25 protein-coding genes and 1 tRNA gene are annotated in these 25,871 nt (G+C 61.2%); 13 read left to right on the top strand and 13 right to left on the bottom strand.

What is annotated here, in order from left to right; translation table 11 throughout:
• Window positions 1-137: 137 nt before the first annotated feature.
• The 5 genes from HS122_17745 to HS122_17725 all read left to right on the top strand — a co-directional run bounded on the left by HS122_17745 (window position 138) and on the right by HS122_17725 (window position 3,868).
• The gene (locus HS122_17745; protein ID MBE7540241.1) at window positions 138-875 is read left to right on the top strand and encodes a class I SAM-dependent methyltransferase; all 738 of its coding nucleotides are present in this window, start codon (window positions 138-140) and stop codon (window positions 873-875) included.
• Between the two features lie 63 nt (window positions 876-938).
• Entirely contained in the window at window positions 939-1,328 is a 390-nt protein-coding gene (locus HS122_17740) for an acyl carrier protein (protein MBE7540240.1), read from the top strand.
• Between the two features lie 33 nt (window positions 1,329-1,361).
• Window positions 1,362-2,627 (top strand): beta-ketoacyl-[acyl-carrier-protein] synthase family protein, encoded by a 1,266-nt coding sequence (locus HS122_17735; protein MBE7540239.1) that lies wholly within the window; start codon window positions 1,362-1,364, stop codon window positions 2,625-2,627.
• Window positions 2,628-2,681: 54 nt separating this feature from the next.
• On the top strand, window positions 2,682-2,951 hold the full coding sequence (locus HS122_17730) for an acyl carrier protein (protein ID MBE7540238.1): 270 nt from the start codon (window positions 2,682-2,684) through the stop codon (window positions 2,949-2,951).
• A 17-nt stretch (window positions 2,952-2,968) separates the two neighbouring features.
• Window positions 2,969-3,868, top strand: coding sequence for a hypothetical protein (locus HS122_17725; protein MBE7540237.1), 900 nt, complete (start codon window positions 2,969-2,971; stop codon window positions 3,866-3,868).
• On the opposite strand, the gene HS122_17720 is transcribed toward HS122_17725, so the two are convergent.
• Both HS122_17720 and HS122_17715 read right to left on the bottom strand, forming a co-directional pair.
• Entirely contained in the window at window positions 3,869-4,429 is a 561-nt protein-coding gene (locus tag HS122_17720; protein ID MBE7540236.1) for a DUF488 domain-containing protein, read from the bottom strand.
• Between the two features lie 3 nt (window positions 4,430-4,432).
• Window positions 4,433-4,642: a DUF2945 domain-containing protein gene (locus tag HS122_17715; protein MBE7540235.1), complete on the bottom strand. Its 210-nt coding sequence runs from the start codon at window positions 4,640-4,642 to the stop codon at window positions 4,433-4,435.
• A 230-nt stretch (window positions 4,643-4,872) separates the two neighbouring features.
• Between HS122_17715 and HS122_17710 the strand changes: the two genes are divergently transcribed.
• Entirely contained in the window at window positions 4,873-5,925 is a 1,053-nt protein-coding gene (locus HS122_17710) for an ROK family protein (GenBank protein ID MBE7540234.1), read from the top strand.
• A gap of 54 nt (window positions 5,926-5,979) precedes the next feature.
• Here the strand turns inward: HS122_17710 and HS122_17705 are convergent, their stop codons facing one another.
• On the bottom strand, window positions 5,980-7,353 hold the full coding sequence (locus tag HS122_17705) for a Gfo/Idh/MocA family oxidoreductase (protein MBE7540233.1): 1,374 nt from the start codon (window positions 7,351-7,353) through the stop codon (window positions 5,980-5,982).
• A 405-nt stretch (window positions 7,354-7,758) separates the two neighbouring features.
• Between HS122_17705 and HS122_17700 the strand changes: the two genes are divergently transcribed.
• A complete protein-coding gene (locus HS122_17700; GenBank protein ID MBE7540232.1) occupies window positions 7,759-9,468 on the top strand; it encodes a mucoidy inhibitor MuiA family protein in 1,710 nt (569 codons plus the stop codon).
• Window positions 9,469-9,574: 106 nt separating this feature from the next.
• Entirely contained in the window at window positions 9,575-10,990 is a 1,416-nt protein-coding gene (locus tag HS122_17695) for a hypothetical protein (GenBank protein ID MBE7540231.1), read from the top strand.
• Between the two features lie 133 nt (window positions 10,991-11,123).
• On the opposite strand, the gene HS122_17690 is transcribed toward HS122_17695, so the two are convergent.
• On the bottom strand, window positions 11,124-12,122 hold the full coding sequence (locus HS122_17690) for an NAD(P)-dependent glycerol-3-phosphate dehydrogenase (protein ID MBE7540230.1): 999 nt from the start codon (window positions 12,120-12,122) through the stop codon (window positions 11,124-11,126).
• Between the two features lie 99 nt (window positions 12,123-12,221).
• Window positions 12,222-13,526 carry a diaminopimelate decarboxylase gene (lysA, locus tag HS122_17685; GenBank protein ID MBE7540229.1) on the bottom strand — a complete coding sequence of 435 codons (1,305 nt, stop codon included), beginning with the start codon at window positions 13,524-13,526 and terminating at the stop codon, window positions 12,222-12,224.
• A 125-nt stretch (window positions 13,527-13,651) separates the two neighbouring features.
• On the opposite strand from lysA, the gene HS122_17680 reads away from it, so the two are divergent.
• Both HS122_17680 and HS122_17675 read left to right on the top strand, forming a co-directional pair.
• Window positions 13,652-13,897 carry a hypothetical protein gene (locus HS122_17680; GenBank protein ID MBE7540228.1) on the top strand — a complete coding sequence of 82 codons (246 nt, stop codon included), beginning with the start codon at window positions 13,652-13,654 and terminating at the stop codon, window positions 13,895-13,897.
• A gap of 108 nt (window positions 13,898-14,005) precedes the next feature.
• Window positions 14,006-14,491, top strand: coding sequence for a hypothetical protein (locus HS122_17675; protein ID MBE7540227.1), 486 nt, complete (start codon window positions 14,006-14,008; stop codon window positions 14,489-14,491).
• Window positions 14,492-14,649: 158 nt separating this feature from the next.
• On the opposite strand, the gene HS122_17670 is transcribed toward HS122_17675, so the two are convergent.
• From HS122_17670 to HS122_17645, 6 genes are all read right to left on the bottom strand, one after another.
• Window positions 14,650-15,462 carry a succinate dehydrogenase/fumarate reductase iron-sulfur subunit gene (locus tag HS122_17670; GenBank protein MBE7540226.1) on the bottom strand — a complete coding sequence of 271 codons (813 nt, stop codon included), beginning with the start codon at window positions 15,460-15,462 and terminating at the stop codon, window positions 14,650-14,652.
• Window positions 15,463-15,492: 30 nt separating this feature from the next.
• A complete protein-coding gene (locus tag HS122_17665) occupies window positions 15,493-17,415 on the bottom strand; it encodes a fumarate reductase/succinate dehydrogenase flavoprotein subunit (protein MBE7540225.1) in 1,923 nt (640 codons plus the stop codon).
• Between the two features lie 75 nt (window positions 17,416-17,490).
• Window positions 17,491-18,285, bottom strand: coding sequence for a succinate dehydrogenase cytochrome b subunit (locus tag HS122_17660; GenBank protein ID MBE7540224.1), 795 nt, complete (start codon window positions 18,283-18,285; stop codon window positions 17,491-17,493).
• 503 nt (window positions 18,286-18,788) lie between these two features.
• Window positions 18,789-20,051, bottom strand: a complete 1,263-nt coding sequence (locus HS122_17655) for a CoF synthetase (protein ID MBE7540223.1) — start codon at window positions 20,049-20,051, stop codon at window positions 18,789-18,791.
• Window positions 20,052-20,085: 34 nt separating this feature from the next.
• Complete coding sequence (locus tag HS122_17650; GenBank protein ID MBE7540222.1) at window positions 20,086-20,589, bottom strand: NUDIX hydrolase; 504 nt, start codon at window positions 20,587-20,589, stop codon at window positions 20,086-20,088.
• Between the two features lie 165 nt (window positions 20,590-20,754).
• Window positions 20,755-21,282, bottom strand: a complete 528-nt coding sequence (locus HS122_17645; GenBank protein MBE7540221.1) for a LysM peptidoglycan-binding domain-containing protein — start codon at window positions 21,280-21,282, stop codon at window positions 20,755-20,757.
• Between the two features lie 168 nt (window positions 21,283-21,450).
• Between HS122_17645 and HS122_17640 the strand changes: the two genes are divergently transcribed.
• Window positions 21,451-21,527: transfer RNA gene (locus HS122_17640), tRNA-Pro, on the top strand.
• Between the two features lie 95 nt (window positions 21,528-21,622).
• Here the strand turns inward: HS122_17640 and HS122_17635 are convergent.
• A complete protein-coding gene (locus HS122_17635) occupies window positions 21,623-22,699 on the bottom strand; it encodes an SMP-30/gluconolactonase/LRE family protein (GenBank protein ID MBE7540220.1) in 1,077 nt (358 codons plus the stop codon).
• Window positions 22,700-22,780: 81 nt separating this feature from the next.
• Window positions 22,781-23,854, bottom strand: a complete 1,074-nt coding sequence (locus HS122_17630) for a substrate-binding domain-containing protein (protein ID MBE7540219.1) — start codon at window positions 23,852-23,854, stop codon at window positions 22,781-22,783.
• Window positions 23,855-23,972: 118 nt separating this feature from the next.
• Between HS122_17630 and HS122_17625 the strand changes: the two genes are divergently transcribed.
• Together HS122_17625 and HS122_17620 are read left to right on the top strand one after the other, a co-directional pair.
• Window positions 23,973-24,887: a dihydrodipicolinate synthase family protein gene (locus HS122_17625; protein ID MBE7540218.1), complete on the top strand. Its 915-nt coding sequence runs from the start codon at window positions 23,973-23,975 to the stop codon at window positions 24,885-24,887.
• The gene (locus HS122_17620; protein ID MBE7540217.1) at window positions 24,884-25,867 is read left to right on the top strand and encodes a hypothetical protein; all 984 of its coding nucleotides are present in this window, start codon (window positions 24,884-24,886) and stop codon (window positions 25,865-25,867) included. Before HS122_17625 ends, HS122_17620 begins: the two co-directional genes overlap by 4 nt.
• The last annotated feature ends 4 nt before the right edge of the window (window positions 25,868-25,871 follow it).

Genomic DNA, 25,871 nt, shown 5'->3' with positions numbered 1-25,871 from the left:
CCCGACCGTTTCATTTGGAACAAGAAACGCCCAATCGGCTGGGAGGTCAAGGGAAGCCTCCCCGGCTGGGCGGACTCTCATCGCGCACCGCGGATTTCGGCTGGCAACAGGCCTTTCTCCCGGTAAATCAAACTCCAGTGCGTCCGCATCCGCCCTTAAAAGCCCGATACGACAATCTGGCGGACAAGCCCGATTACGTGAACCGTCTCTTCGACAAAGGAGCACGCCACTACGACGGCATCGTCGACTGGGGATTCTTTTGCACGGGGGGCATTTACCGCAAATGGGTGCAGCAGCGCCATGGCCTGAAATCCGGTGCCCGCGTGCTCGATGTGGCCTGCGGGACGGGTTTGGTCGCCCTTGCCGCATCGCGCATCCTGGGAACCGCGAAAGACATCACGTGCCTCGATCCCAGCGAGGGCATGCTCTCGGTTGCCCGCAGGAAACTGGATGCAACCTTCGTCGTTGGACGCGCGGAGGCGCTGCCTTTCGATGACAACAGCTTCGATTTTCTGACAATGGGTTATGCCTTGCGGCACGTCACCGATCTCGAAACGACATTTCGGGAATACCGGCGTGTCCTGAAACCGGGCGGGCGCCTGCTCATTCTTGAGGTGACAAAGCCGCCTGGCAGAATTTCCGGTTTTGCTTTCAAAACCTATTTTGGGCGCATCTATCCGGCCCTCACACAGTTGTTCACCCGCAGCGCCGACGCTCGGGAGATGATGCGTTACTATTGGGAGACGATGGACGCCTGCGTGGTGCCGGAGACGGTTCTTTCCGCTCTTGCATCGGTGGGATTGACGGAGGTGAATCGCCACACGCAACTGGGACTTTTCAGCGAATACACAGCAACCAAATCATCCGACACCTGAGGACGACCTGCCTTCAGCGCCGCCACCCGCCCGCTGATTCGTCCGCCTCATTCACCAACGACAATGGAACCTTCCACCCCGCCATCGAACGACCCGCCGCCTTCCCGATCAGGCACGCCCCGAGACAAGATCCGCCATTTCTCGCAGGAGGTTCAGGATGCGTTCAGTGCGTTCGAAACCTCCCGCGATCCCGAGGTTCTCGATCCCGTGATACTCGCCATATTGGATGATTACATTCCGAAAAAGACCGAGGCGCCCCTCTCGGGATTCCCCGGCTCCACCCGTCTGATCGAGGATCTGGGATTCGACTCGCTGGCCATCACGGAAGTGGTCTTCTTCTCAGAGGAACTCTTCAACATCACAATTTCGAATGAGGAGCTTCTGCAGGTGCGCACCCTCGACGATCTGCGGAGCTTCATCCGCCGGAAGGTATCCCCGGCGCCTGCCGGCTGAGCGGCATCCTCCGGGCTTTTCCCTCTCAACGGCATGGCACGCCTCCCCGTAGTCACGGGTCTCGGATTCATCACGAGCATCGGCAACGATCGCGGTTCAGTGATTCAAAGCCTGCGCGAGCTGCGCCACGGCTTTGAACCGCACCAGTTTCTCAACAATCCTGATCTGCCCGTGAAAGTCGCGGGCACGTTGAAGGGATTTTCGTTCCCGTCCCCGAGCTGGCGCGACTGGAGCTGGCCGTCCCGCTTCGCCGTCGATCGCGAACTGCTTCGCGGTCTGCCCCCTCACGGAGTCTATGCCATGTGCGCGGTGCAGCAGGCGCTGCTTGAGGCGGGCCTCATGCCCGGGGATCTCGCGGGCGGCGACACCGGGTTGTTCTGCGCCTCCGCGGGCTCGCCATACCTGCTCTCTCATTTTGTGCAGGACATGCATGCCACGCGCGGCCAGCGGGGAAATCCCATGGGGATCATTTCATCCATCGCCGGTACGCTGAACTTCAACATCGCCGCCTTCCACAAGATCTCCGGCGCGGTCTGCGGTTTTGTTTCCGCATGCGCCTCCTCAAGCCATGCGCTCGGCTATGCCATGGACGAGATCCGGCTCGGCCGTCAGCGGCGCATGCTCGTGGTGGGCGCGGAAGACATGACGGATGAGAGCATCCTTTCCTTCGCAAGCCTGCGCGCGCTCTCGACCAATCCCGATCCCGGAAAGGCATCGCGCCCCTTCGACCAGCGGCGCGATGGTTTTGTCGGCACCGGGGGTGCGGTTGCCCTCGTCGTTGAGGACGCCGACCTCGCGCGCAGCCGCGGGGCCCGCATCCAGGCGGAGCTCGCAGGCTGGGGTCAGGCCGGTGACGGTCACAGTGTCGCCGCCTCTCATCCCGAGGGTGCCGGTCTGCGCGAAGCCATGCGCAGGACACTGGCCGACGGTGGAGTCGGCGTCGCAGACATCAACTACGTCAACGCCCATGCAACCTCCACGCCCGCCGGCGACCGCTCGGAGGCGCTGGCGCTCCAGGCCGTTTTCACCCAAGGCGGCGCGCGACCTCGCATCTCCAGCACCAAGGCATTGACCGGTCACGGGCTCTCCCTCGCCGGCGCGATGGAGGCCGCGTTCTGCGTGCTTGCCCTCGACGAGGGATTCATACCCGGCTGCGCGCACCTGGAAAACATTGACCCCGTGTGCGAGGGTCTGGACCTGCCGCGGCAGTCTCTCGACGAAGCGCCCTCCCTGGTCCTGAACAACAGCAGCGGTTTCGGCGGAAGCAATGTCTGCCATCTGCTGCGCAAGGCACGTTGAGTTGCGCGTGTGTTTGCCAGCCGAGGATTTATCTGAACCACTGAGTTCCCGATCATGTCAGACCCGCTCCTGCTCCGACTCAAGACCCTGATTGTCACCACGCTGAAGCTGGAGGACGTCAGGCCCGAGGACATTCCCGACGACGAGCCGCTGATTGGTTCACCGCGCTTCGGACTCGACTCGATCGACGCGCTGGAGCTTGTCCTCGCGCTTGAAAAGGAATTCGGAGTGAAGATCGGCAACAGCGAGGAGTCGCGCAACGCGCTAGCAAACGTGCGAACGATCGCCGCCTTTATTCACTCCCACTCCGCCGGCAAGGCGTAGGTGATGATTGTCCGCGGATGACTGCACCGTCCGCCAAACCCCGAAATCCGGGTCCCGGCTGGGGCTATGGCTTTCTCCTTTGGGCCGATCGCTGGTGGCCGCGCTGGCTTTTCCGGCTGGTGATGACAACGGGAACCTGGATCGCGCTCGCGCGCATGCCGCGGCAGCGCCAGGCCTCGCAGGAATACCTGTCGGTTGTCCTTCGTCGCCGCCCGCGGCTCATCGAGGAGCACCGGCATTTCGCGGCGTTCATGGATTTCCTGATGGTGAAGCTCCGCACCGGGGCCGGATCACGCATGCGCTGCGTGCTCGAGCCCGCTCATGCGGATGAGTTCAACGCCCTCGTGGACTCCGGACGGCCGGCCCTGTTCGGCACATTCCATTTCGGCAGTTCGGATCTGCTCGGTTATCTGCTCAGCGACCGCGATCAGCGCATGTCGATTCTCCGTCTGCAGGTGGAGAATTCGAAGGACACGCGACTCCTCGGTGAGCGCTTTGGCGACAAGGTGGCCTACCTCTGGGTCAACGATCCGCGCGAGCTGCTGTTCGCGCTCAAGGGCGCGATCGAGGCGGGCCGCTCCGTGGCATTGAAATGCGACCGCATCGACCACAGCGCGCGCACGGAGGCCTTTGATTTTCTGGGCGCGCGCCGCCTTTTTCCCTTCACGATCTACCATCTGGCGCTGCTTTTCGACCGCCCGGTGGTCTTCTGTCTGGCGATTCCCACGAAGGATCCCGAAAGCATCCGGGTGTTTTCATCCCCGGTGTTTCGCGCCAGCGCGGCACTCACACGCGAACAGAACCTCGAGGCGGCCCACAGGCATTTTCAAGCCGTCCTCGCGCTGCTGGAAACCCTGGTCCGCAGCCATCCGTATCTGTGGTTCAACTACCTGCCGCTCAATCCGGCGGTGGGTTAATCACGCATTGAGCGATTCCGCCTTCATTGGTCCTGCCGGATAGATGACCTTCCCTTCCCGGGTGCGCTGGGCCCCCGGCGTCGGCGTCGCGGCTTCGGATCGGCCAGGGGACATCAGGTGTATCACCGCATGGCCGTTCAGCAGAAGATAGTCCGTGATGATGCGACGATGACACCGCCACCAGACCGCCTCCGCACACATCAAGGCGATGCGGCGGCTGCGCCCAAGCCGTACAAGCTCGTCAAATGCAGTGCCAAACTCCTCCCCGAGCGCATAGTCCGCGTAGTTGTGGAAACTCGGCATTCGCCACAGCGCATTCACTCCCTCATCGACCGCGCGCTGCTTCGATCGTCGTCCACCGAGTGCGGAAAAGTGACGATAGCCGATTCCCGCTCGCTCAAGCTCCGCCGGCAGACAGTCAATGTTGAATGCGGGATTCGCCCGGGATCGGGGAAAGGAGCGGACATCGACCAAGAGAGTGACGTCCGCGGCGCGTAGCATGCCGATGAACTCATCGAGGCTGCGGCTGGAGTGTCCGATGGTTGTGAATTCCACCGCCATCAATCAGGCGATTCTTGTCAGAACCTCTCCCCGGTGGGCAGCAATATGATCAGTCTTGTCGCTCTTGATTTCATACTGCGGGTGCTCCCGAGACGCACGGTGGCGGTGACCCTTGTAGTCAAAATCCGCTTCGTGAATTCGGATGATCCGGCCGCTCACCCAGCCTGCCTCGGAATTCCAGCGGACATGGTCACCGATTGAAAACATCGCCATAGCTTTTCCTGTCGTTGAGCTTGCCTTCAAAAGAGAGTTGGATGCACAGGCGTCATCCAGGCAGCGGACCGTTGATCGCCAACCGTACCGAACCCCTCCGCCGCGTGTCTGTCGCTGGCCAAGCATATCCGCTTTCATGGATTGCACAACCCTGGCTCCGGGATCCCCCAATACGCCGCGTCCGGAATTGACCAACCGCCCGCGAGCGCAAACGATTCACGTTCCTACCTATGAGCAAATCCGAGGGCATCCATATTGGAACGGACAGCGGTGCGACCACTTCCAAGACCGGCGGCGTGCGCGCCGACGGTTCAATCATCTCGCACAAGCTGAGGCAAAGCTCGACCAACTCCCAGGCGGGCACCGCGGCGGTCATCGCGGGATGGGTTGAGGGAGCGGCCGGCTTTCTCGCGGACAACAATCTGACCTGGGACCAGGTTCGCGGCGTCGGCCTGGCCATACCCGGTCCCTATCAAAGCTACGGCGTCCTCGACAAGTCGGCCAACCTGCCCGACGCCTTCACGGGCTGGAACTTTCACGCTGAATACAGCGCGGCGCTCGCCGCCAAGGCGGGCCGACCGATTCCCCTGATTGTCGGCAATGACGGCAACTACGGCGGAGTTGCCGAAGCCGCGCGCGTGCGCGGCAAGAAGAAGGCGGGTGTCGTGATGCTTGCACCAGGTTCAGGCCTCGGCTGCGCCTACGTCGATCCGCACGGATTCCCGCTGGATGGCGACAACTTTGCCGGCATGGAGGCCGGTCACATGCCCGCTGCGTTGCAACTGCTCGGGCTCCGCCCCTACCGTTGCGGTTGCGGCCGCAACTGGGGCTGCATCGAGGCCTATACCACCATCTCGGGCCTTCCGCAGTTGCTCGAGGACGTGCTCAAGAAACATCCGGGCCATGAACTCGCCACATCAACGGCGTCGACCAAGGAAAAGGTGCTTTCCCTTCGCACGCGTGCGCAAAAGGGGGATCCGCTTGCGCTCGAGATCTTCGACATCCAGGCGAAGGCCCTGGGGTACCATGTCGCAGCGCTCGCGGTGTCCCTCGATCCGGAGTATTTCGTGATCGGTGGCGGACTGATTGACCCGGAGTCCACAACCCCCGAGTTCCGCGCCAGATACCTCGATGGCATACGCGCCGCGGCCCGGCCCTACCTTTTCCCGGGGCAGCGGAAGAACATCAAGATCGTCGAGGCGACCCTCGGCGAGCTGTCGCAGGCGATCGGAGCCGCGCTGGTTTCGCTCTACACGGAGCAGCGCAAGGCCCATGAGAGCTGAACCGCCGCGAAGGAATCCGGCGGCGAAGCGGCATCCCGTGTAGTTGAGGCTCAACTACAAACCGGCAACCTCCCATCCCTTTCGATACGTCCGGCGCAGATGCTGGTTGGCTTCCTTCAGGTTGTCGAATTGCAGCTTCCTCGCGTTCCATTTCAGCGTGGTCTGGTGATACCGCACGGCCACGCTGCCGAGAAGAACCGCCTCGGTCAGGGGTCCTGAATAGTCGAACTGGGCGCTCGGAGTCGCGCCTGACAGGCATGCCTCCGCCCATTGCGTCCAGTGGTGGGCTCCCTTTTCATCGGGTAGCACGTAGTCCTTGAACTGCTGTCGGGGAAAGAGGCGGGGAGTGTTGATATGCGGCACATGCAGGACTCCCTTGGTGCCGATCAGGATCGAGCCCTGACCGAAGATGCTCTTGCGATTGTTGCTGGACGTGTCCGTGACAGCGGCCTGCGTGCCTTCCGCGAGCGCGAGAATTTCAGCCGGCGGGCGCTGATCTCCATCGTACCAGGTGATCGGAACGGTCTTTCCCTCGGTGTATTTCGTGCCAGGAAAAACGTAGTGGATGCGCGCATCTGTCGACCAGTTCCACTGATCGGGCGCAGGCCCTTCGGATCGCACCGAGATCGGGGCGGTGAGGCCGAGCGACTCAAAAACAGGATCGAAAATGTGGCAGCCCATGTCGCCGAAAGTTCCCGTGCCGAAATCGAGCCGCCGCCGCCAGTTGCCCGGGTGATAATAGGCGTCTCCGACGTAGGGTCGATCCTCGCATACGCCCAGCCAGAGGTCCCACCGGAACGTCGACGGAACCGGATCCGTCCAGGAGGGCGGCGGACCGACGTCGCCCCACTTCTTGTTGCTCCACGTGTGCACCTCCCGAATTTTGCCGATCACTCCACTGTGCACAATAGCCACCGCCTGCCGGTAGACCTTCTCGGAGTGGATCTGGATGCCCATCTGGGTGACAAGCTTCTTCCTGCGCGCGTACTCGGTCAGAACACGTGTCTCATGGATGTCGTGCGCGAGCGGTTTCTGGCAGTAGACATGCTTGCCGAGCTGCATCGCGGAGAGCGCGATCGGCGCATGCATGTGGTCGGGTGTCGACACGTTGACGGAGTCGATGTTGTCCTTCTCCTTCCTCAGCAGCTCGCGCCAGTCCTGATACACGCGCGTCTCGGGGAACCAGGCCTTGAGCTCCGCCAGCTTGGTTTCATCGACTTCGGCCACGGCGACCAGCTTGACAAAAGGGTTGCTGCAAATGGAACGGATGTCCGCCCAGGCCATGCCCGATGCGCCGAAACTGGCGTGCCGAAGCGTCTTGCTCGCAGGCGCCGAAATCAGGTTCTTCGCAAACAGGGGGGCCGTGAGCCCGACAGCCCCGGCGGTTTTGAGGAATGTGCGGCGGGTAAGGGTGGAATCGGAGTGCATAAGCGGGGCCTCTGAGCCACGGCCAGAACCGAACATTTTTCAAGGCATGAATATCCCAATTCTTTCAACCACAGAGTGCACGGAATGCACGGATTGGGTGGATTGGGTGCGGTCGTAGTCCGTGGTTCCGCTCTGGGTTGCTGGGATCAAATGAACTGGCGCTGTTTCGCCATGCGCGTCCCCAGGTCACGACGGAGCGTGCCCCTCCATCGGAATGGAACCACTCCGCTATTCTCGCTCTGCCTTCGCGTCCCCGCTGCTTCGCGTTAAACCTCCGGGGCGCTGTTTCGCGACCCCCGACTCCCTCGCCTCCCATCCGGTTTTCATCCAAGCGATCTGTTGTTTCCTCCTAAGATTTTGGCGGACGGATCGTTTGATTGGGAATACGGTCCCATATCTCTTCCCATGAAACCCAATGGTCATCTCCTGGCGGCGGTTCTTGCCGCCACCTTCACAGCAACGACATTCACGTTTGCGGCCGCGGTGCCGGTTGAGTCGCGCATCTCCGCCGCGTCGGTCTACCTCGATCGCGCCGTGGTGACACGCAATGCGCAAACCGACCTGCCCGCCGGCGAGTCCGAAGTGGTCTTTTCAAGACTGCCCGCCGGACTACTCGACGCCTCGCTGCAGGTCAATGCGCGGGGCACCGCTGCGGTCACGCTCATCGACGTTTCCGCCCGCCAGACCTACGTCGAGGCCACGCTCAATCCCCGCATCAAGGCCATCGAGGAGGAATTGCAGGGTCTCAAACGACAAGATGAGGACCTCAAGGGCCGCCTCACCCTCATCGACCAGCAACGGGCGCTGCTCTCGCGAATTGAAGCCGCTGTGACCTCGCCTCCGCCGCGCGACGCGGCTTCACCCGGCCCAAGAACCGGATTCGATGAATGGCAGAAACTGCTTTCCTTCCAGTTCGAAAACCTCTCCCGCCTCACCAACGACCAGAACGCGCTGGGCCGCCAGCGCGAGGAACTCGCCGCCAAGACAACCGCCCTGGAGGCGCAGCTCAATCTGCTGCGCAGCCAGCAGTCCGCAGCGCGCAGCTTCAAGACGGTCACCATCCGCGTCGCCGCAGCTTCGGCGGGAAGACTGGACGTATCGCTGTCCTATGCGGTGCCGGGCGCCTCATGGAGTCCGACCTATGATGCGCGGCTTCACTCTGAGAATCGCAGCGTCGAACTCGGCTATTTCGGCTCGGTGAGAAACGGCACCGGCGAGGACTGGGACGCCATCGCCCTCACTTTGTCCACGGCACGGCCAAGCCAGGGCGGCGGCGCGCCGGAGCTCCCGCTCTGGATTGTCGATGTGTATCGACCCCTGCCCTACCCGACCGCCGTCCTTTCGCGGTCGGCATCCAAGGTCGCGTTTGAATCACGGGTCGGCGCGGTCGCGGAGGCCGCCGCCATGGCCGACAAGGCCGAGCCGGAAATGCAGAACGCCGCCTTCGCGCAGGCCGCTCTCGAAGGCGGCGCAACACGCGCCACCTTCCGCATCGCCACACCGGTCACCCTGCCGAGCGACAACGCCGCCCAGCGGGTTCCGATCACGCAGACTCGCCTGCCGGCGACGCTGCACTACGAATCGACGCCCAAGCTCCTCGAGGCCGCATTCCTCAACGCCTCCGTCACCAATGGAACCGATTTCCCCCTGCTGGCGGGCCCGGTGAACACGTTTGTGGACGGCAGTTTTGTCGCCACCGGTCGAATCAAGACCCTCATGCCCGGGGAAAAATTCGACCTCGCCTTCGGCGCGGACGATGGAATCTCAATCAAACGCAGGCTCGTCAACCGTTTCGCCGAAGACACCGGTCTCATGAGCAAGGGGCGCCGGGTGACCTACGAATTTCTGGTCACCATCACCAACAACAAGAAGTCCGCGGAACGCGTGGTTTTCAAGGAGGCGGTTCCCGTCTCGCGCGACGAAAAAATCGTGGTGAAACTCCTGGCTCCGGCGGAGCGTGACATTGGCACCTCGGAAAGTCAGAAGGAAATCACGCGTGATGCCGAGGGACGCCTGGTGTGGCGCGTGGACATGAAGGCAGGCGAAAAGCGCGATTTCCCGCTCAAGGTCAGCATTGACTATCCTTCGGATGTCACGGTCAGCGGCTTGGATTGAGGCGACAGCGAGCGATCGGCAGGACAACCGCGAATTCCACGGTATTCGCGGTTGATTGTTATTGGCGGACGCCGCTCCGGCCGGTACTTCGCTTGTTCCTTCTCCCATGCGTATCGTTGAAACCTCCCTCTGGCGCGCTCATCTGCACGCACGCATGCCGTTCAAGTACGGCATTGTGACGATGACTGAACTTCCGCACGTGTTCCTTCAGGCGCGGGTGGAGTTCCCGGGAGGCGCGAGCGGTGTGGGAGTCGCCGCGGACCACCTGCCACCGAAGTGGTTCACCAAGGATCCGACGAAGGATCCGCGTCTGGAGATCGATGAAATGCTGTTCGTGATCCGCAACGCCATGGCACTGGCATCGAAGGTGAACGCGGCGACGGTGTTCGCGTGGTGGCACGAACTTTATCTGGCGCAGGCGGAATGGGCGAGGACGGCGGGCATCCCTCCGCTGCTCGCCCACTTCGGCACCTCGCTCGTCGAGCGCGCCGTGATTGATGCGTTCTGCCGGGCGCACAAGCAGACATTCGCCGCCGCCGTGCGCGACAATCTGCTCGGCATTGATCTTGGCGCGGTGCGGTCGGAGCTGGCAGGAACGCAGGCGCGCGACTGGCTGCCCGCCACACCACCGCGGCAGGTGTTCGCGCGGCACACGGTGGGCATGGTTGACATTCTCCAGGAGAGCGAGGTGACCGCAGCGGATCGGGTGAACGACGGCCTTCCACAGTCCCTCGAGGCGAGCATCGCGGCGTACGGCCTGCGCCACTTCAAGCTCAAGGTGGGAGGCGGCGCTGACCGGGAGCGGCTGCTTCGCATCGTCGAGGTGCTCGAGCGCTGCGCCGCGCCGGGCTGGGTTTGCACGCTCGACGGAAACGAGGGCTTCAAGTCAGTCGATGCATTTCGCACTTTCTGGGAGGGCGTGATTGGAGAGCCCCGCCTGGAGCCGCTGCGTCGCGGACTTCTCTTCGTTGAGCAACCTTTTCACCGCGATCTCGCCCTCAGCGACGAAATCGGCGCGCTGGTCGAGCGCTGGCCGGGGCGTCCGCCGATCATCATCGACGAATCCGATGCCACGCTCGAAAGCCTGCCGCGGGCTCTGGCGCTTGGCTACAGCGGGACGAGCCACAAGAACTGCAAGGGCGTTTTCAAGGGCCTGATCAATGCCTGCCACATGGCGTCGCTTCGAAAGACAAAACCGCAGCAGGCCTGGCGGATGAGCGGGGAGGACCTTTCCAATGTCGGTCCCGTCGGACAGTTGCAGGACCTCGCCGTACAGGCGGTGCTGGGGATCACCAGCGTGGAGCGCAACGGACACCACTATTTTTCCGGTCTCTCAGCCTGGCCCGTTTCAATCCAGGAACTCGTGCTGCAGCATCACGGTGACCTGTATGTCAAATCGGCCCAGGGCTGGCCGACCCTGCAAATCCGTGAGGGTCAGGTGAGCGTTGAGTCAGTTCTGACCGCACCCTTTGGCGAAGCCTTCCCTTTCAATCCCGCCGCAGCCGGAGCCGCGCGCGTGTGAACCATGGATCCGATCCGTTTGACCACGGATGGCGCAGATTGCACGGATGGAAAGCGGGACAGAAGAAGATACCGGTCACGACGGAGCGTGCCCCTCCAATTCGAAAAAACCCTCCGCTGGACACCCGCTCGCCTCATTCCTTTTTCAGGTCGCGCGACATCAAAGCGGCGAGGGCGGCGGCGGGCGTTTTGTTTTCGTACAGGACGCGATAGACCTCGGTCAGAATGGGGGCGTCGATGCCTCGTTCGCGGCAGAGACCGTAAAACGATTCAGTGGTGCGGTAGCCCTCCACGACGAACCGGCTCTCACTCTGGAGATCAGCGGCGCTCCTACCCCGTCCAAGCTGTTCGCCGAAGCCCCGGTTGCGACTCCACGAACCGGCGCAGGTGGCGACCAGATCACCAAAACCGCTCAGGCCATAAAACGTTTCGCGCTGCGCTCCCAAGGCCACACCCAGGCGCACCATCTCCGCGAGCGCCCGCGTCATCAACGCGGCCTTGGCGTTGTCGCCCAGCCGGAGCCCATCCGAACAGCCCGCCGCGATGGCATAAATATTCTTCAAGCTCCCGCCGAATTCAACTCCGGGCAGATCCGTGCTGGTATAGACCCGCAACGATGGACCGCTCAGTTCCGCCTGAAGGGAAGCGACTGACGCATCGACCCGGGTCATGCCCAGAACCATGGCGGCCGGCAGGCCGCGTGATACCTCGCCAGCGTTTGTGGGGCCTGTGAGGGAACCCACCGCATAGGCCGGCAACACCGATGCAACTATCTCGGACGGACGCAGGTGCGTGCGCAGTTCGAGTCCCTTTGAGAGGCTGATCAGAAATCGCAGGCGTGTCGCCTGAGCGAGGTTGTCACGAACGCGCTCACAGGTGGCGCGCAGCGACTGCAAGGGGCACGCCAGAAGGACGACCTCGGCCTCCATCAGCAGAGGGGTCAGCTCATGGCCAACCTGAATGCTGGGCGGAAGTTTGATGCCGGGAAGGTAGTCGCTATTCTCCAAAGAGGTGGCAAGGGCGACTGCGTGCTCGAAGCGGCGCGGCGCAAGTGCCACGGAATGACCCTGCTTCACGAGATGGATCGCGAACGCGGTCCCCCATGCGCCGGCGCCAATCACGAGAAAATTCATGCCGGGATTAGAACCCATCCCGCGCGGCGGTGGTAGCGAAATCGTCGCCGTTCATGGATCGCAGAAAATCCGCCGGAACCACAATCGCCTGCGAGAGCCTCACGCAAGAAACGTCGGGATGCGCTCGCCGGCGGTCATGGTTTCAAAGGACTCGCGGCCGTGGATGAGCTCGAACGCGCTCCCCTTGACCAGAACCTCCGCGGGCAGCGAGCGCGAATTGTAGCGGCTGGCCATCGTGTAGCCATAGGCGCCGGTGCTCATGATGGCCACGTATTCACCCTCGCCGACCTGCTGCATCTGGCGATCCTTCGCGAAACAGTCGCTGCTCTCGCAAATCGGCCCGACAATGTCGGCGACCAACGCAGGGCGCGAGGTGTCCCGGTGGAGCGGCACGATCTCGTGGAAGGCGTCGTACATCGCCGGTCGCACAAGGTCATTCATGGCGGCATCGATGATGAGGAAGTTTCTATCCCTGCCGCGCTTCAGGTACTCGACCCGGGAAAGGAGGACACCGGCATTGCCCACGAGAAAACGACCCGGCTCGACGAGAATCTTCAATCCCAGTGGCTCGAGCAGCGGCACAAGCCCCGCTCCGTAAACTTCCGGGGTGATGGGGCGCTCGCCGGTCGGCTGCGAGTCCCACCAGTCCGCCTGACCGCTTGCCAGCGCCTCGCGGTACACAATTCCGATGCCGCCGCCGATCGAGAAATACTCAAGGGGGTGCTTGTTCTTCAACTGACTCACGAACGGTGCCACCCGCTTCACCGCTTCGATGAATGGCGCGGCGTCGGTCAACTGGGAACCGATGTGCATCTGGACACCACGGACCAGCAGGTGCGGATACCGGGAGGCCGCTTGAAAGGCGGCCGACGCCAGATCCAGCGGGATGCCGAATTTGTTGGCGGACCTTCCCGTGGTGATCTTGGCGTGGGTGCCCGCGTCGACATCCGGGTTGATGCGAATTGCGATGGGAGCCTTCAGATCGAGCTTGCCGGCAACATGGTTGATGCGGGCCATCTCGGGGTCGCTCTCCACGTGGAGGGCGAAGATGCCGCTCTCAAGCGCCAGCGCGATCTCCTCCTCGGACTTGCCCACTCCGGCGAACACGCTTTTCCGAACATCGCCCCCGGCGGCGAGCACCCGCCGCAGCTCTCCGCCGCTGACCAGATCGAAGGACGCCCCGAGATTCGAAAAGAGCCGCAGAACAGCGAGCGCCGAGTTCGCTTTCATCGCGTAGCAGATTTGCACATCGAGCCCGTCGAGCGCGTTTTTCAGCCGCGTGAAGTTCTCGGAAATCGTGGAAGCGCTGTAAACATGGGTCGGTGTTCCGTAGAGACGCGCGACCTCGGAGAGATCCACGGATTCGCAGTAAAGATTTTGCCCGACGTAGCGAAAGTAATGCATGGGGTGAAAACCGGCAAAAAACTCTGAAATGCGTGGATTGGGCTCGACCCTGCTGCTTTCCCGTTGAAAAAACCAATCAAAATTTAGGAACCGCCGCCACCGTGCTTCGCCGCCTTTTCACCATCCTGTTTCACCGTCCCACCTACCGTTTCGGCAAGGTGGACAATTCGCGAATCCGGCGCACAACCCTGCGGAATGCCCAGTTCGTCAGTTTCATGTCCCAGCAGGGGCTCGGGCGGGTAAACAATCCGGATGTCCACGATGCGCGCCTGCGCCGGCAGAGGATACTGCGGGCGCTGGTTGCCGGCCTGGTCCTGACAGCGGTCGTCTGGGTGGGAATCGAAAGCGCTCGTGCGCTGTCGATGTTTTGATGCCCGGACATCAATCGGGCGGAGTTGCCTGCCGCTGAGGCGGCCTTTGTTGAGGTTTGCGGCACTCGCCGCTTGCCGACCAAAGTCACGATCCTCCATGGTGGTTGCATGTTGCGCCGTCGTTTCTATCCCTTGTTTTGCCTGCTGGGGCTGGTGTCGCTAGCCGTCCTCACCGGGTGCGGCTCGGCCATGAAGCTCGGAGGGGTCACGGCATCCGTCCTGAGCATCCGCGCAGTCCCGCCCGGCAAGCCCGATGCAAAAGTGCTCATGACGCTTCGGTTCACGAATGAGAATGTCGTTCCGATTGGATTCTCCCGCGCGCGCCACAAGCTCTATCTGAACGACAGGCTGATCGCCGATTTCCGGAATGAGCAGCCGGTCGGAATCCCCCCGCTGAGCACGGCGAACCAGGAGATTGTCCTGCCATTGGAAAAGGCTGACGGCATGGCCACCCTGCGCGAAATCGCGCAACATCCCCAGGCCAGCTATCGCATTGAAAGCACCCTGTATGTTGAAGCGGGCGAGGACACCATGGAAATCAGGGCGAAACACCAGGGCTCGGTGGACCTGGTGGGATTCCAGCCCTCGTCATGATTCGCTTCCCCCTCCCGCCATTCTCGCGATGCCTTCGCGTCCTTGCGCCTTCGCGTTAAACAATCCGGCGCTGTTTCGCGATGCGCGTCCCCAGGTCACGACGGAGCGTGCCCCTCCAGGATTGGTCGGTTTCCCTCCGCCGGTTATGCACCCCTGCCTCAACCGGCCTGATGGCCGGCGCTGGCGGTGGGGGCCCGGAATGCGGAGCGGAAACTGGCTGAGAGATAATCGCGGTTCAGCCGGACAATAAAATCATGGCTGATCATCTTGGGACACGCGGCGCTGCACTCTCCCTGATTCGTGCAGCTACCGAATCCCAGTTCATCAGCCGTGTTGACCATCGCCAGCACGCGGCTGTCCCGCTCCGGCTGGCCCTGTGGCATCAGGCCCAGGTGGGAAACCTTGGCGGCGACGAACAGAACGGCCGAACGATTCTTGCAGGCGGCAACACAGGCTCCGCAGCCGATGCACGCCGCCGCATCCATCGCGAGTTCGGCATCGTCCTTCGGAACCGGAATCGAATTGGCATCCGGTGCCGCTCCCGTTCGCACGGAGATAAAACCACCCGCCTGCTGGATCCTGTCGAATGAACTGCGATCCGAAACCAGGTCCTTGACGATCGGGAAAGGCGCGGCGCGGAAGGGCTCAATGACAATGACTTCGCCGTCCCTGAAGCTGCGCATGTAGGTCTGGCAACTGGCCACTCCCTGGTTCGGACCATGAGGCTTGCCATCGATCATCAGCGAACACGTGCCGCAGATGCCCTCCCGACAGTCGTGGGCAAAGGCGATCGGCTCCTCGCCCTTGATCGTCAACTCGTCGTTGACAACATCAAGGAGCTCAAGAATCGACATGTTCGGGTTCACATGCTTCGCGGGATAATCGACGAAGCGGCCCGGCTGCCCCGGACCCGCCTGGCGCCAGACGCGCAGGGTCACGGAAAAGTTGGTATTGGAAACGTTGGCGACCATGATGAGGAAATTCAGGGAAACCGGGCAGGATCACTTGTAGTTGCGCATGCTCATTTTCACGACCTCGTAGGTCAGCGGCTCGACGTTCCGCACAGGCTCCTTGTCCGCACCCTGGTATTCCCACGCGGCCACGTGGGCGAACCGTTCGTCGTCGCGTTTGCATTCTCCGTCCGGGTGCTGGTACTCCTCGCGGAAGTGACAGCCGCAGCTCTCTTCGCGGGAAAGGGCGTCCCTGCACATCAGCTCCCCCAGTTCGAGAAAGTCGGCCACACGACCCGCCACCTCCAGGGACTGATTGAGTGTGTCTGCGGAGCCGGGAATCTTCACGGTCGCCCAGAACTCTTCGCGCAGTTTCGGAATCTCCCTCAGAGCTGTTTCAAGCCCCTCCCTCGTGCGCGACATCCCGCAGTATTGCCACAGGATGTGGCCGAGCCGCTTGTGGAAATGGCTGACAGGATGGGTCCCCTTCGCGCCCAGAAGCCGGCGAATGATCGATGTCACATTGTCCTCCGCCTGCTTGAACTCCGGCGCATCCGTCGATGGGCGTGAGCCGGGTTTCTGGGAGGCCAGGTAGTCGCCGATCGTGTAGGGAACGACAAAATACCCATCGGCAAGCCCCTGCATCAGCGCCGACGCGCCCAGGCGATTGGCGCCATGATCCGAAAAATTCGCCTCACCGAGCACGAAAAGACCCGGCAGATTCGACATGAGGTTGTAGTCCACCCAGAGGCCGCCCATGGTGTAATGCACCGCGGGATAGATGCGCATGGGCGTGCGATAGGCGTTCTCGTTCGTGATCTCGTGATAGATGTCGAACAGGTTGCCATAGCGTTCGCGCACCGCATCCTCGCCCAGTCGCTTGATCGCATCGGAGAAGTCCAGGTAGACACCGAGCCCGCTCTCCCCCACACCGCGCCCCTCGTCACACACCCGCTTGGCCGCGCGTGATGAGATGTCACGCGGCGCGAGGTTGCCAAAGCTGGGATAGATTCGCTCGAGGTAGTAGTCGCGATCCTCGTCCGGAATGGAGGCGGGATCCTTCCGGCAGTCCTCCTTCCGCTTGGGCACCCAGATGCGCCCGTCGTTGCGCAGCGACTCCGACATCAGGGTCAGCTTGGACTGGTAGTCTCCGGAAACCGGGATGCAGGTCGGGTGAATCTGCGTGTAGCAGGGATTGGCAAAACACGCGCCGCGCTTGTAGGCACGCCAGATTGCCGTGGCGTTCGATCCGCGAGCGTAGGTGGAAAGGTTGAAGACATTGCCGTAGCCGCCCGTGGCGAGAACGACGGCGTCGGCGGACCAGCGGCTGATCTTTCCGGTGACAAGGTTGCGAGTGATGATCCCCTTGGCCTGGCCACCGATCACAACGAGGTCGCACATTTCCTCCTGCGTGTGAAGCTTGACAAGCCCCTGCCCAACGGTGCGGGAAAGCGCGGAATACGCTCCGAGCAGGAGCTGCTGGCCCGTCTGCCCGCGCGCATAAAACGTCCGCGAAACCTGGGCGCCGCCGAAGGAGCGGTTGGCAAGCAGCCCGCCGTACTCCCGCGCGAACGGGACGCCCTGCGCTGCACACTGGTCGATGATGTTGACCGAAACCTCGGCCAGACGGTGCACGTTGGCCTCGCGCGAGCGATAGTCGCCGCCCTTCACCGTGTCATAGAAAAGCCGGTACACGCTGTCGCCATCGTTCTGGTAATTCTTGGCCGCATTGATGCCGCCCTGGGCGGCGATGGAATGCGCCCGGCGCGGGCTGTCGTGGAAGACAAAGCAGCTGACCTTGTAACCGAGTTCACCCAATGTGGCCGCGGCGGATGCGCCCGCCAGGCCGGCACCGACAACTATCACCTCGTACTTCCGCTTGTTGGCCGGATTGACGAGCTTCATGTCGGCCTTGTGCCTGCGCCACTTTTCAGGGAGGGGACCGGGAGGAATCCTGGATTCAAGTTTGGCCATGGGTGGAAGGTTCAGCGTGGCTCGGACATTCGTTGGTTGATAACTGCTGCCTGACCGGTGTTGCGATGCTCCGGCTCAGGGCGTTCCGCCCAAAGCCACGCGGGGATGTGCCGCAACCTGTGTCCCTGGCGAGGGTTTGAGCCAGCCAGACAATATTGCCGCAGGCATCGATGCATTCCCAAGAAAGAATCCAACGCAGAGAATGATGGTCACCGCACGAAGCGCCGGCGCCCAGGATGCATTGTGCCAGCCGAAGGAATGGAACACGGATTGAAATCCATGGAGCAGGTGAAGTGTGAGGAATCCGACGGCAAGGATGTAGAACAGGGAGATGACCGGGCTCTGAAATCCATAGAAAACCATGCTGTAGACATCGTTGACGGAACTGCCCTTCTCGACGGCGGGAAATCCCAGCACATGGAATGTGGAGGTCATCGTGTACTCGGGAAGGTGACCCTTGAAGGAGGCCGACGACGCAAATCCGAATGTGAACTGCGCGAGGTGATAAACAATGAAGGCGAGTACGACCAGACCGGTCAGGCGCATGTATCGCGAGGCGAAGGGTGCGCGAATCCACTTGTTTACGCCGTAGTGCTGGGCGCCACGGGCCTGCGCATTGGTTCGTGTGAGTGCGATTGCCGCCCAGATGTGAATGACCGCCGCAAGAAGGAGCCCGATCCGGACGGCCCACAGCGTCGGCCCGAGCGAATGGAGAAACTGCGCGTAGCCGTTGATCTTGTCCGGATGGCCGAAGACCTGGAGGTTGCCCACCAGATGCCCAATCACGAATCCGACGAGAATGATGCCTGTGACCGCCATCAGGAATTTGCGGCCGACAGTCGAGCTGAAGAGGTTGCCGATTAGGCTCATCGTGAATGAAGTCCAGCGATCCTGTGCAAAGGCATTGAGGAAAATGCGCTCCGGGTTACATGGCGATACTACAATTTCAGTGGCTCGAATGTAAAGGTCCCGGGATGGGCGCGCCTGCATGAAGGCAGCATATTAGCCGACCTAAATGAATCGAGAAGCCCGGCACAACGAAGCATGCAAGCATCCTCCCTTCTCCCTCTTCCTTTTCTCCGCGTGCTCCGCGGCTTCGCGTGAAACCATTCCGATCTCCGACCTCTGCATTCCACCTTCCCATTGATCCTCAAGATGACTGCGGGCTGGAAGCCCGAGCCACCCTTCTCTCCCTCCGTCCTCCGCATGAGGATCTTCCGGCGCTGTTCCGCGATGCGCGATCCCAGGTCACGACGGAGCGTGCCCCTCCATCAGTCCTTGCATCCCCCCTCCGCTGGAGGGGCATGCTTTGTCATGCCCAGGGAACGCGCGCCGCGTCACACCGCCGGATCTAACTCCCCCCAATACGTGCGCTATCGCGCGAGGGGCTTCAGCAGCGCGAACTTGCCGCTCGCCGCCGGCGCAATGAAACGCTTGCGAAAGGCGACGACTCTCGCGTCAGCTCCGATGCAGCGTGCTACGGCTTGCTCCAGTGCCGAATGATCCGCCGTCTCATCAGCGACGTAATGGAAGTCCCAGCGCGTGTCGGTCGCCTGAACCAGCGAGTAATGCCAGCACTCAAAGCCCGCAGGCAGCGCCGCATCGATGTCGGACGGCGACATCAACGACCCATCTGAACGGAAATACAGATTTCCTTCACGTCCCAGCAGCCGGTAGCCGGTCGGAAAGCGCTGAACGATGTCGCCAGTGTGATAACGCAGCAGCGGCATGGCCTCACGATCGCGTGTGGTGACCAATATCTGGTAGACATCGGGCAGATCGCGATAAGAGGCCAGTTCGATGAACGCGTTGGAATCGATCACCTGGGAATCGTCCTTGAAGGCCTCTCCAACAAAAAGGTATCCCGCCTCCGTCGAGCCATAGAGATCCACCTGTGGCGCGGGAAACTGCTCGGCGATCCGCCGGCCGTGCTGCCAGCTGGCTTTGCCGTAGGTGAGGATGACGGCGCGAACACTGGAAATATTCACGCCGCGCCGCTTCACCGCTCGCGCCAGAAGCGAAAGATAGACCGGTTCACCTTCGATCACCTCGGGTTGAACCGCCTGCAGCTCCAGCACAATGCGATCCCATTCGCTCTCCGGAAAGACAAAGGGATCGCTGCTCAGATTCAGATAAACCACGCCGTCAAAGTATCGGTTGGGGAAAGGGTGATCCTCATAGGGGCACAGGTTGCTCGAGCAGCCCACAGGCGCGAGGACGCACTTCCGGTAACGGCGCCCGACAAACTGGCGGAGAATCGGCGATGCCCGGTACGCGCGCTCAGTCTGGGCGTTCCACCACCCCTCCTCCATGATAACGGTCATGGGCGACTGGGTGGTGCCGCCGGTGGATTCGTATTCGAACTTCCTGTCCGCCAAACCGCGTTCGATTGCGTGGTAGTCGGCAAAGAACGATTGATGGCCCCGACTCACAATCTCCTTCTTCGAAAGCGACGGTATCTCTCGGTAGCAGGACCACTGCAAGGGATCGGAATGCAGCGGAAAACGAGCCTCATAGAGCGGGCTTCGCTGATAGATTGCGCGAATTTCCTTCTCGAGTTCCGAGGGCAGCCGGCCGTTCGATGCAACTCCAAGGGCTGACGGAGTGTTGGCGAAGACGGGAGCAGTGGTCGGCATGGATCAACCCAAGCTATTGCAACCCCATGAGCTGTCAAACCGCAGGGGCTGAACCCGAGGCTGATCCGAGCGACAACCAATGGGGCTCGAACAGCAGCAAACCGTTCAAAGCCAGCGAATGCGTGATCGCTCCAGCACGGGCCTGGGCATAGACTTCATCGATGGGAGGCGTGAGAATTTCCAACTCCTCGTGTTCATCCCAGGCTGTGGAGCCGAGCGACACGGCATTTTCAACCCAGATGAGATGACAGCGGTTGTCCTGGATCGCAGGGTTGGGGTGAATGCTGCCCAGCAGCCTGGTGCGACTGCCGACGAAGCCGGTCTCCTCCTTCAATTCCCGCACACCCGCCTGAATCGGATCTTCGCCCGCCTCGATGATTCCACCAGGGATTTCCAGCGACGGCGCATTTATGCCAAAACGAAACTGACGAACGAGCACCATCCGGTGGTCGGGCGTCGTCGCGACAACGTTGACCCAGTCGCGGGAGTGAATGACCGAGAACTCGCTCTCGCTCTTCCGGGAAGGGTGGGAAAACATCACGCCCCACAACTCAAGAACGCGGGTTTTTGCGAGCACCCGCGATGCGCCCCGAGTCCAAGGGGAGGGAAAGCCGGAGTCAGGTCTGTTCACGTGGCCAGCAAACAAAAAAGCCCCTCCGACGCGAGGTCGAAGAGGCTTCACGAAATTGAGTCGGGCAACCGGTTATTTCTTCGGAAGCTTCAGCTTGTCGCCCGGCTTGATGCGATTCCAGTTCACGCCAGGATTGACGGCCATGAGGTCGGCCAGGGAAATCCCATGGGCACGGGCGATTTTCGCGCCACTGTCGCTGCTCTTGACAATGTATTCGTCAGGGCCCGCAACGACGGGGCCGGATGACTTTGCGGCACCGGCGGCAGCGGCTGCGGCACGGGGGGCCTTTGCGGCCTCCTGAATCTTCGCCAACTCACCCTTCACATTGCCAAGTTCCAATGCGACCTGGTCGAAAGCGCTCTGCATCGAGTTGCGAAGCCCCGTGATATCGCGGCCCGCCTTCTCAGAGCCGGCGGTGGACGTGCGAAGCTCATTCTCAATCGTCTCAATTTTTGCGACCTGCGCCGCGTGCTCGTTGGCCGTCTTGCTGGCTGAGGAGGCCTTGGCCAAGGCAATCGCCGCAAGCACGAGCGCCAATACTCCAACAACAACGCCCGCAAGGGGAAGGTAGCTGGTATTTTCCCGAGAAATAGTGTCCATGAAAAGAAATCGAGGATGAGCGATCTAGGTTGAACACCCTCCTGACGCAAGCAGAGAGTGACTCGATATTGCTAACGGGTTATTCACAGCCTCGAAACCCCGGTGGAACGCGTGCCGAGAATGCGCGTTGACATGCCGCCCGCGCCGCCTTCAGGTCGCCGGAGGTATCGGGGTGTAGCTTAGCCTGGTAGAGCGCCTGGTTTGGGACCAGGAGGTCGCGAGTTCGAATCTCGCCGCCCCGACCATCCGTTTTCAACGAGCACCCGGGATTGCACAGGCATCGCTGCCGGAGTGTGTTGCAAATCCCGTGAACCAGGCCCGTTCCGTCGAGTGAAGGAACCTATTTCATTCCGAAATGGCCATCCCGCGTCTTGGTGTGCACCCGGCAAAGCATGTGGTTCGAAGTGATGAAAAGCGTTCGACCGTCCGGACCGCCAAAGCAGCAGTTCCCCGTGGAGTAGCCCGTCACCAGATGGGCAATCAAGACACCCTCTTTGCTGACCACCAGCACGCCGGCCACGCCGCCAATCCAGAGGTTTCCCTGCTCATCGACTTCCATGCCGTCGAGAGCCCCCTTGCGCGGATTCCTGCTGATCAGCTCCCGGGCCGAATAGATGACGCGTCCCTCTCCTGCGACGCTGCCATCCGTCGACAGCGGGAACGCCATGACGATCGGCCGCGGCTGGTGGGAGTTCGTGACGTAGAGCGTGCTGTCATCCGGGGAGAGAGCAACGCCGTTGGGCCGTTCCAGCTCGCTTGAAACCAGGGTCACGGTGCCATCGGGCGCGCGGCGAAAGACCCCGTTGAAGGGGATCTCTCGAAACTTCTCCGAGACCATGCCGTAGGGAGGATCCGTAAAGTAGATATTCCCGCGCCGGTCCGCACACAGGTCGTTCGGCGCATTGAAGCGTTTGCCATCGTACCGATCCACAACCGTGGTAAAACTCCTGCCATCCGTATCCAAAGAAGCAATACGCCGATCGCCCACCTGGCAGAGCAGGAGCCGCCCGTTGTGCACGATGAATCCGTTCGACCCCTGGGTCGAGATGTCCGGGCCGCGATGACTCGCCCCACTCGGATCAAGAAACAGATCGACTCCGCGCCCCTCGCGCCAGCGGTACGCCTTGTTCTCCGGAACATCGCTGAAGACAAGCTGCCTCTCCCGCGCCATCCAGACGGGACCCTCGCTCCAGGTGAAGCCGGTCGCAATCACCTCGATCACCGCGGACTCGTCCAGCAGGCCCGAAACCGCGGGGTCCAGCCGGTCGATCCGGCCCACCGTCGCGCCCGGTGCGGCATCAAGAATCGCCGCGCGAGCTGACAAGTTCGCAAACAAGGAAATTGAGACAACAATGGCGCCAACCTTGGCCGGAAGCCGTCGGAAAGAAGGGGACATCATTGAGGGTGGGAATTTCATGGATGGAATGAGGGAGCGATTGCGTGCATCAGAGCGACGGCAAGGAGGAGCGCAAGCCGTGACGCAAAGTCCCGCAATCCCTCAGGTGGTCTGACCCAGTGCGAGCATGGTGGGAAGTGTGATTGCGCGATGACTGCCGTCCGCAAGAATCTTGCCCGCCTCAAGCCCGATGCGTTCGTAGTCAATGACAAGCGTTGTGATATTTCGATCGGTCACAATATTCGTGCCCATGGCTGAAATAATCCCGGCCCGCCCCGGGCAGGCGATATTGGCGTCGGCAATATTGCCGCGCAGAATTGCGGCAATATTGTCCTCAAGACAAAAAATTCCAACACGCCTGCTTGTAGCTTGCAGACGGCGAACGAACTCCGCGCGTTCAGCCGGGGTCGACACCTGGCATACATTCGATTCTTCAATGGGACGCCCCAGCATGGACGCCGCTCGCAGCGCAGCCGCGCGCATCAGGTCAACCGGTGCAGCGCCGCTGAAAGGAACGGCGATCCAAATTTCCTCATAGCCGCGCGCGAAGAGATGGCCGACGGCAAGCACCGCGCTTGATTCAAAATCGATCGAAACGCTTGCAAGTCCGGGAAGGCGCGTTTTTCGACATACAATCACCGCGTTGGTCAATTGGGCCGAAAACTCCTCCAGTACATCATCCAGCCAGACGTCGTCGAGAAGGATGCCTCCAAACTGGTCCTCGTAATCCCGAAAAAATTCCGCGATCGCTTCATGCTGCGCCGTGGCTCCTGCATGCAAGGGCGGATGCTCCGTGTCCGCGTGGCGCACCAGGCTTTCGTTGTGAACAAAGAGCATCGCTGCCCGATTGCGCCCGAACGCCTGGCTGAATCCACTCATGATCCCTTGGTAGATGCGGCTCCAGTGCCGAAGTTTGCGAAGCAAACACGCGTAGGGCTTGCGGCGCTCGAACATATGGCGGCTCTCAAGCGGGTAATAGCGCCCGTTCGCACGGCGCCAGAGAACCTTCTCGGCATCCAGCTTCTTCAAAAGTCTGCATGCACTTGCATTTGAAACCCCATACCGGTCGCCGAGTTCGCGCGTTGTTGGCAACGGGGTCTTTGCATCCCATGATTTCTTCAGAGCAAGACGCCTGAGCGCAGCTTCGAGTTCGGTGACACCCTTGCCCGGACGCAAGAGTGCTGAGTTTGATGTAACAAGCTGCTTGTTTGACGGCATAATTTTGAGCGACTCTCGGGATCTCCTTCGTAATATCGCCTGAAGTTTGTTACGCAACAAATCATATCGCTCGTCAATGGACAATTGTAAACGCTACCCACCAGCCATTCTGGCCACCTGCCCCATTCCGTGGAAAGAAGATCATGAACTTGACGAGCCGCTCTTCAGGCGCGTCGTGGCACAACTCGCGCAAAACTTCACAAGACATGTCTATCTCTTCGGAACTGCAGGTGAAGGCTATGCAGTCTCCGATCGGCAGTTCGAATCTATCGTTGGATCTTTTCGGAGCGCGTTATCCATGGATGCCCGACCGATGATTGGAATCATCAGCCTGTCGCTCGGAACAATCGTGGACCGCATTGCCCTGGGTCGCGAACTGGGGTTTCGTGAGTTTCAGCTTTCCCTTCCCAGCTGGGGTGCACTGACGGATTCTGAGACCGATCGCTTCTTTGCGGAAACCTGCGGTCGCTTTCCCGACTGTCGATTTCTGCACTACAACCTAAAGCGAGCAAAGCGCGTCCTTGACGGCGACGCCTATGCACGCCTTTCAAAGGCCCATCCAAATTTGGTGGCGGTCAAGATGGGCGGCGAGGATCCCGCCGCGTTTGCCGACATTCTTACAAAGGCGCCCGCACTTCAGTGCTTTTTCACGGAATTTGGCTTTGCGGCGATGCGGGATGCCCACGAATGCGGCCTGCTTGCCGCACTTTCGGCGTGCTGCCACAAGAAAGGCCTGGCCTTTCACGCAGCGCGCGGTGCTGAGCTAAGCATGCGGGCGGAGGAGTTTCGTATGGTTCACCGCGCATTGAAGGGTGCGATCGACCCCATGGCCACCCACATGGACGGCGTCTACGACAAGCTCCTCATCAAGCTGGAATTTCCGGAATTTCCCCTTCGCCTGCTGGCTCCTTACGCTTTTGCGGGTGAAGACGCATTCCTCCGCTTTGTTCAGAATCTACCCGCCGGCTGGCCGACTCCAAGGAAAACATGATTCGGTTCAGCATAATGTTGGTCGCGGGCTTGGCTGCCACCGCAGCCCTCGCTTCCGATTCGATCTGGTCGCCTGTTGCATCGCTGCCCGAAGGTCTGGCCGGATCCGCCTGCGGCGTCATCAGTTCCCGCTTGGTCCTTGTGGGAGGATCCCGCTGGGAGGATGAACGAAAGATCACTCTTCGCGAAGTGCAGAGCTATGACCCGCTGACCAATCGATGGGAACAGCTGGACGCCAGCCCACAGGCGTTTGCCCACGGTCCTTTCTGCACATGGCGAAACCGGATTCTGGCATGGACGGCCGACTCGGTTCTCACCATCGCAATGGATGCCCCCTTGGGCCGGGTTCAAGCACGGTCCCTTCCGCACCCTGTCGTTTATTCCGGAAGCACACTGCTTCATGACAGCTTCTACATTCTAGGCGGCTGCCCGGATGCGCTATCCACAAGCAAATCCACATCGCAGTTCTTCAGCATGGATCTGGTTTCGGGCTCAATTGAGATCCTGCCCGAATTTCCCGGAGGTCCAGCCATTCACATCGGACTTGCGGCGTCTGCGGGGCGCCTTTGGGCGTTTACCGGTGGGGTCTGGGACAAGGCATCATCTCAAATGCTCAACACGGATGCAGCGTGGGTTTATGATCCATTGACAAGGAAATGGAGCTCCGTGGCTCCGGTCCCCTATAAGGCACGCGGTGTCGCGGTCCTCGCTCTCGATGACAGGCATATCCTGCTGGCTGGCGGCTACCGCAACGAGGACGGCGGCGCGCACCTCACGGACGCCTGCCTGATCTACGATCTGGAAACAAACCAATACCATTCTTTGGGCCGGCTGCCGATCGCCGTCATGCTCGCCAGTTTGGCTCGCGTTGATGACTGGATCTATGTCCTTGGGGGAGAGAATGGTCCCCGTCGTCGGTCGGCAAACGTCTATCGCGCTCCACTGCGGGCTCTCCTGCAGCATGAAGACTCAAGATCATGAGATA

Source organism: Opitutaceae bacterium, from assembly GCA_015075305.1.
Classification (GTDB): Bacteria; Verrucomicrobiota; Verrucomicrobiia; order Opitutales; family Opitutaceae; genus UBA6669.
Note: the sequence above shows the minus strand (reverse complement) of the source record. Positions and strands in the feature narration are given on the sequence as shown.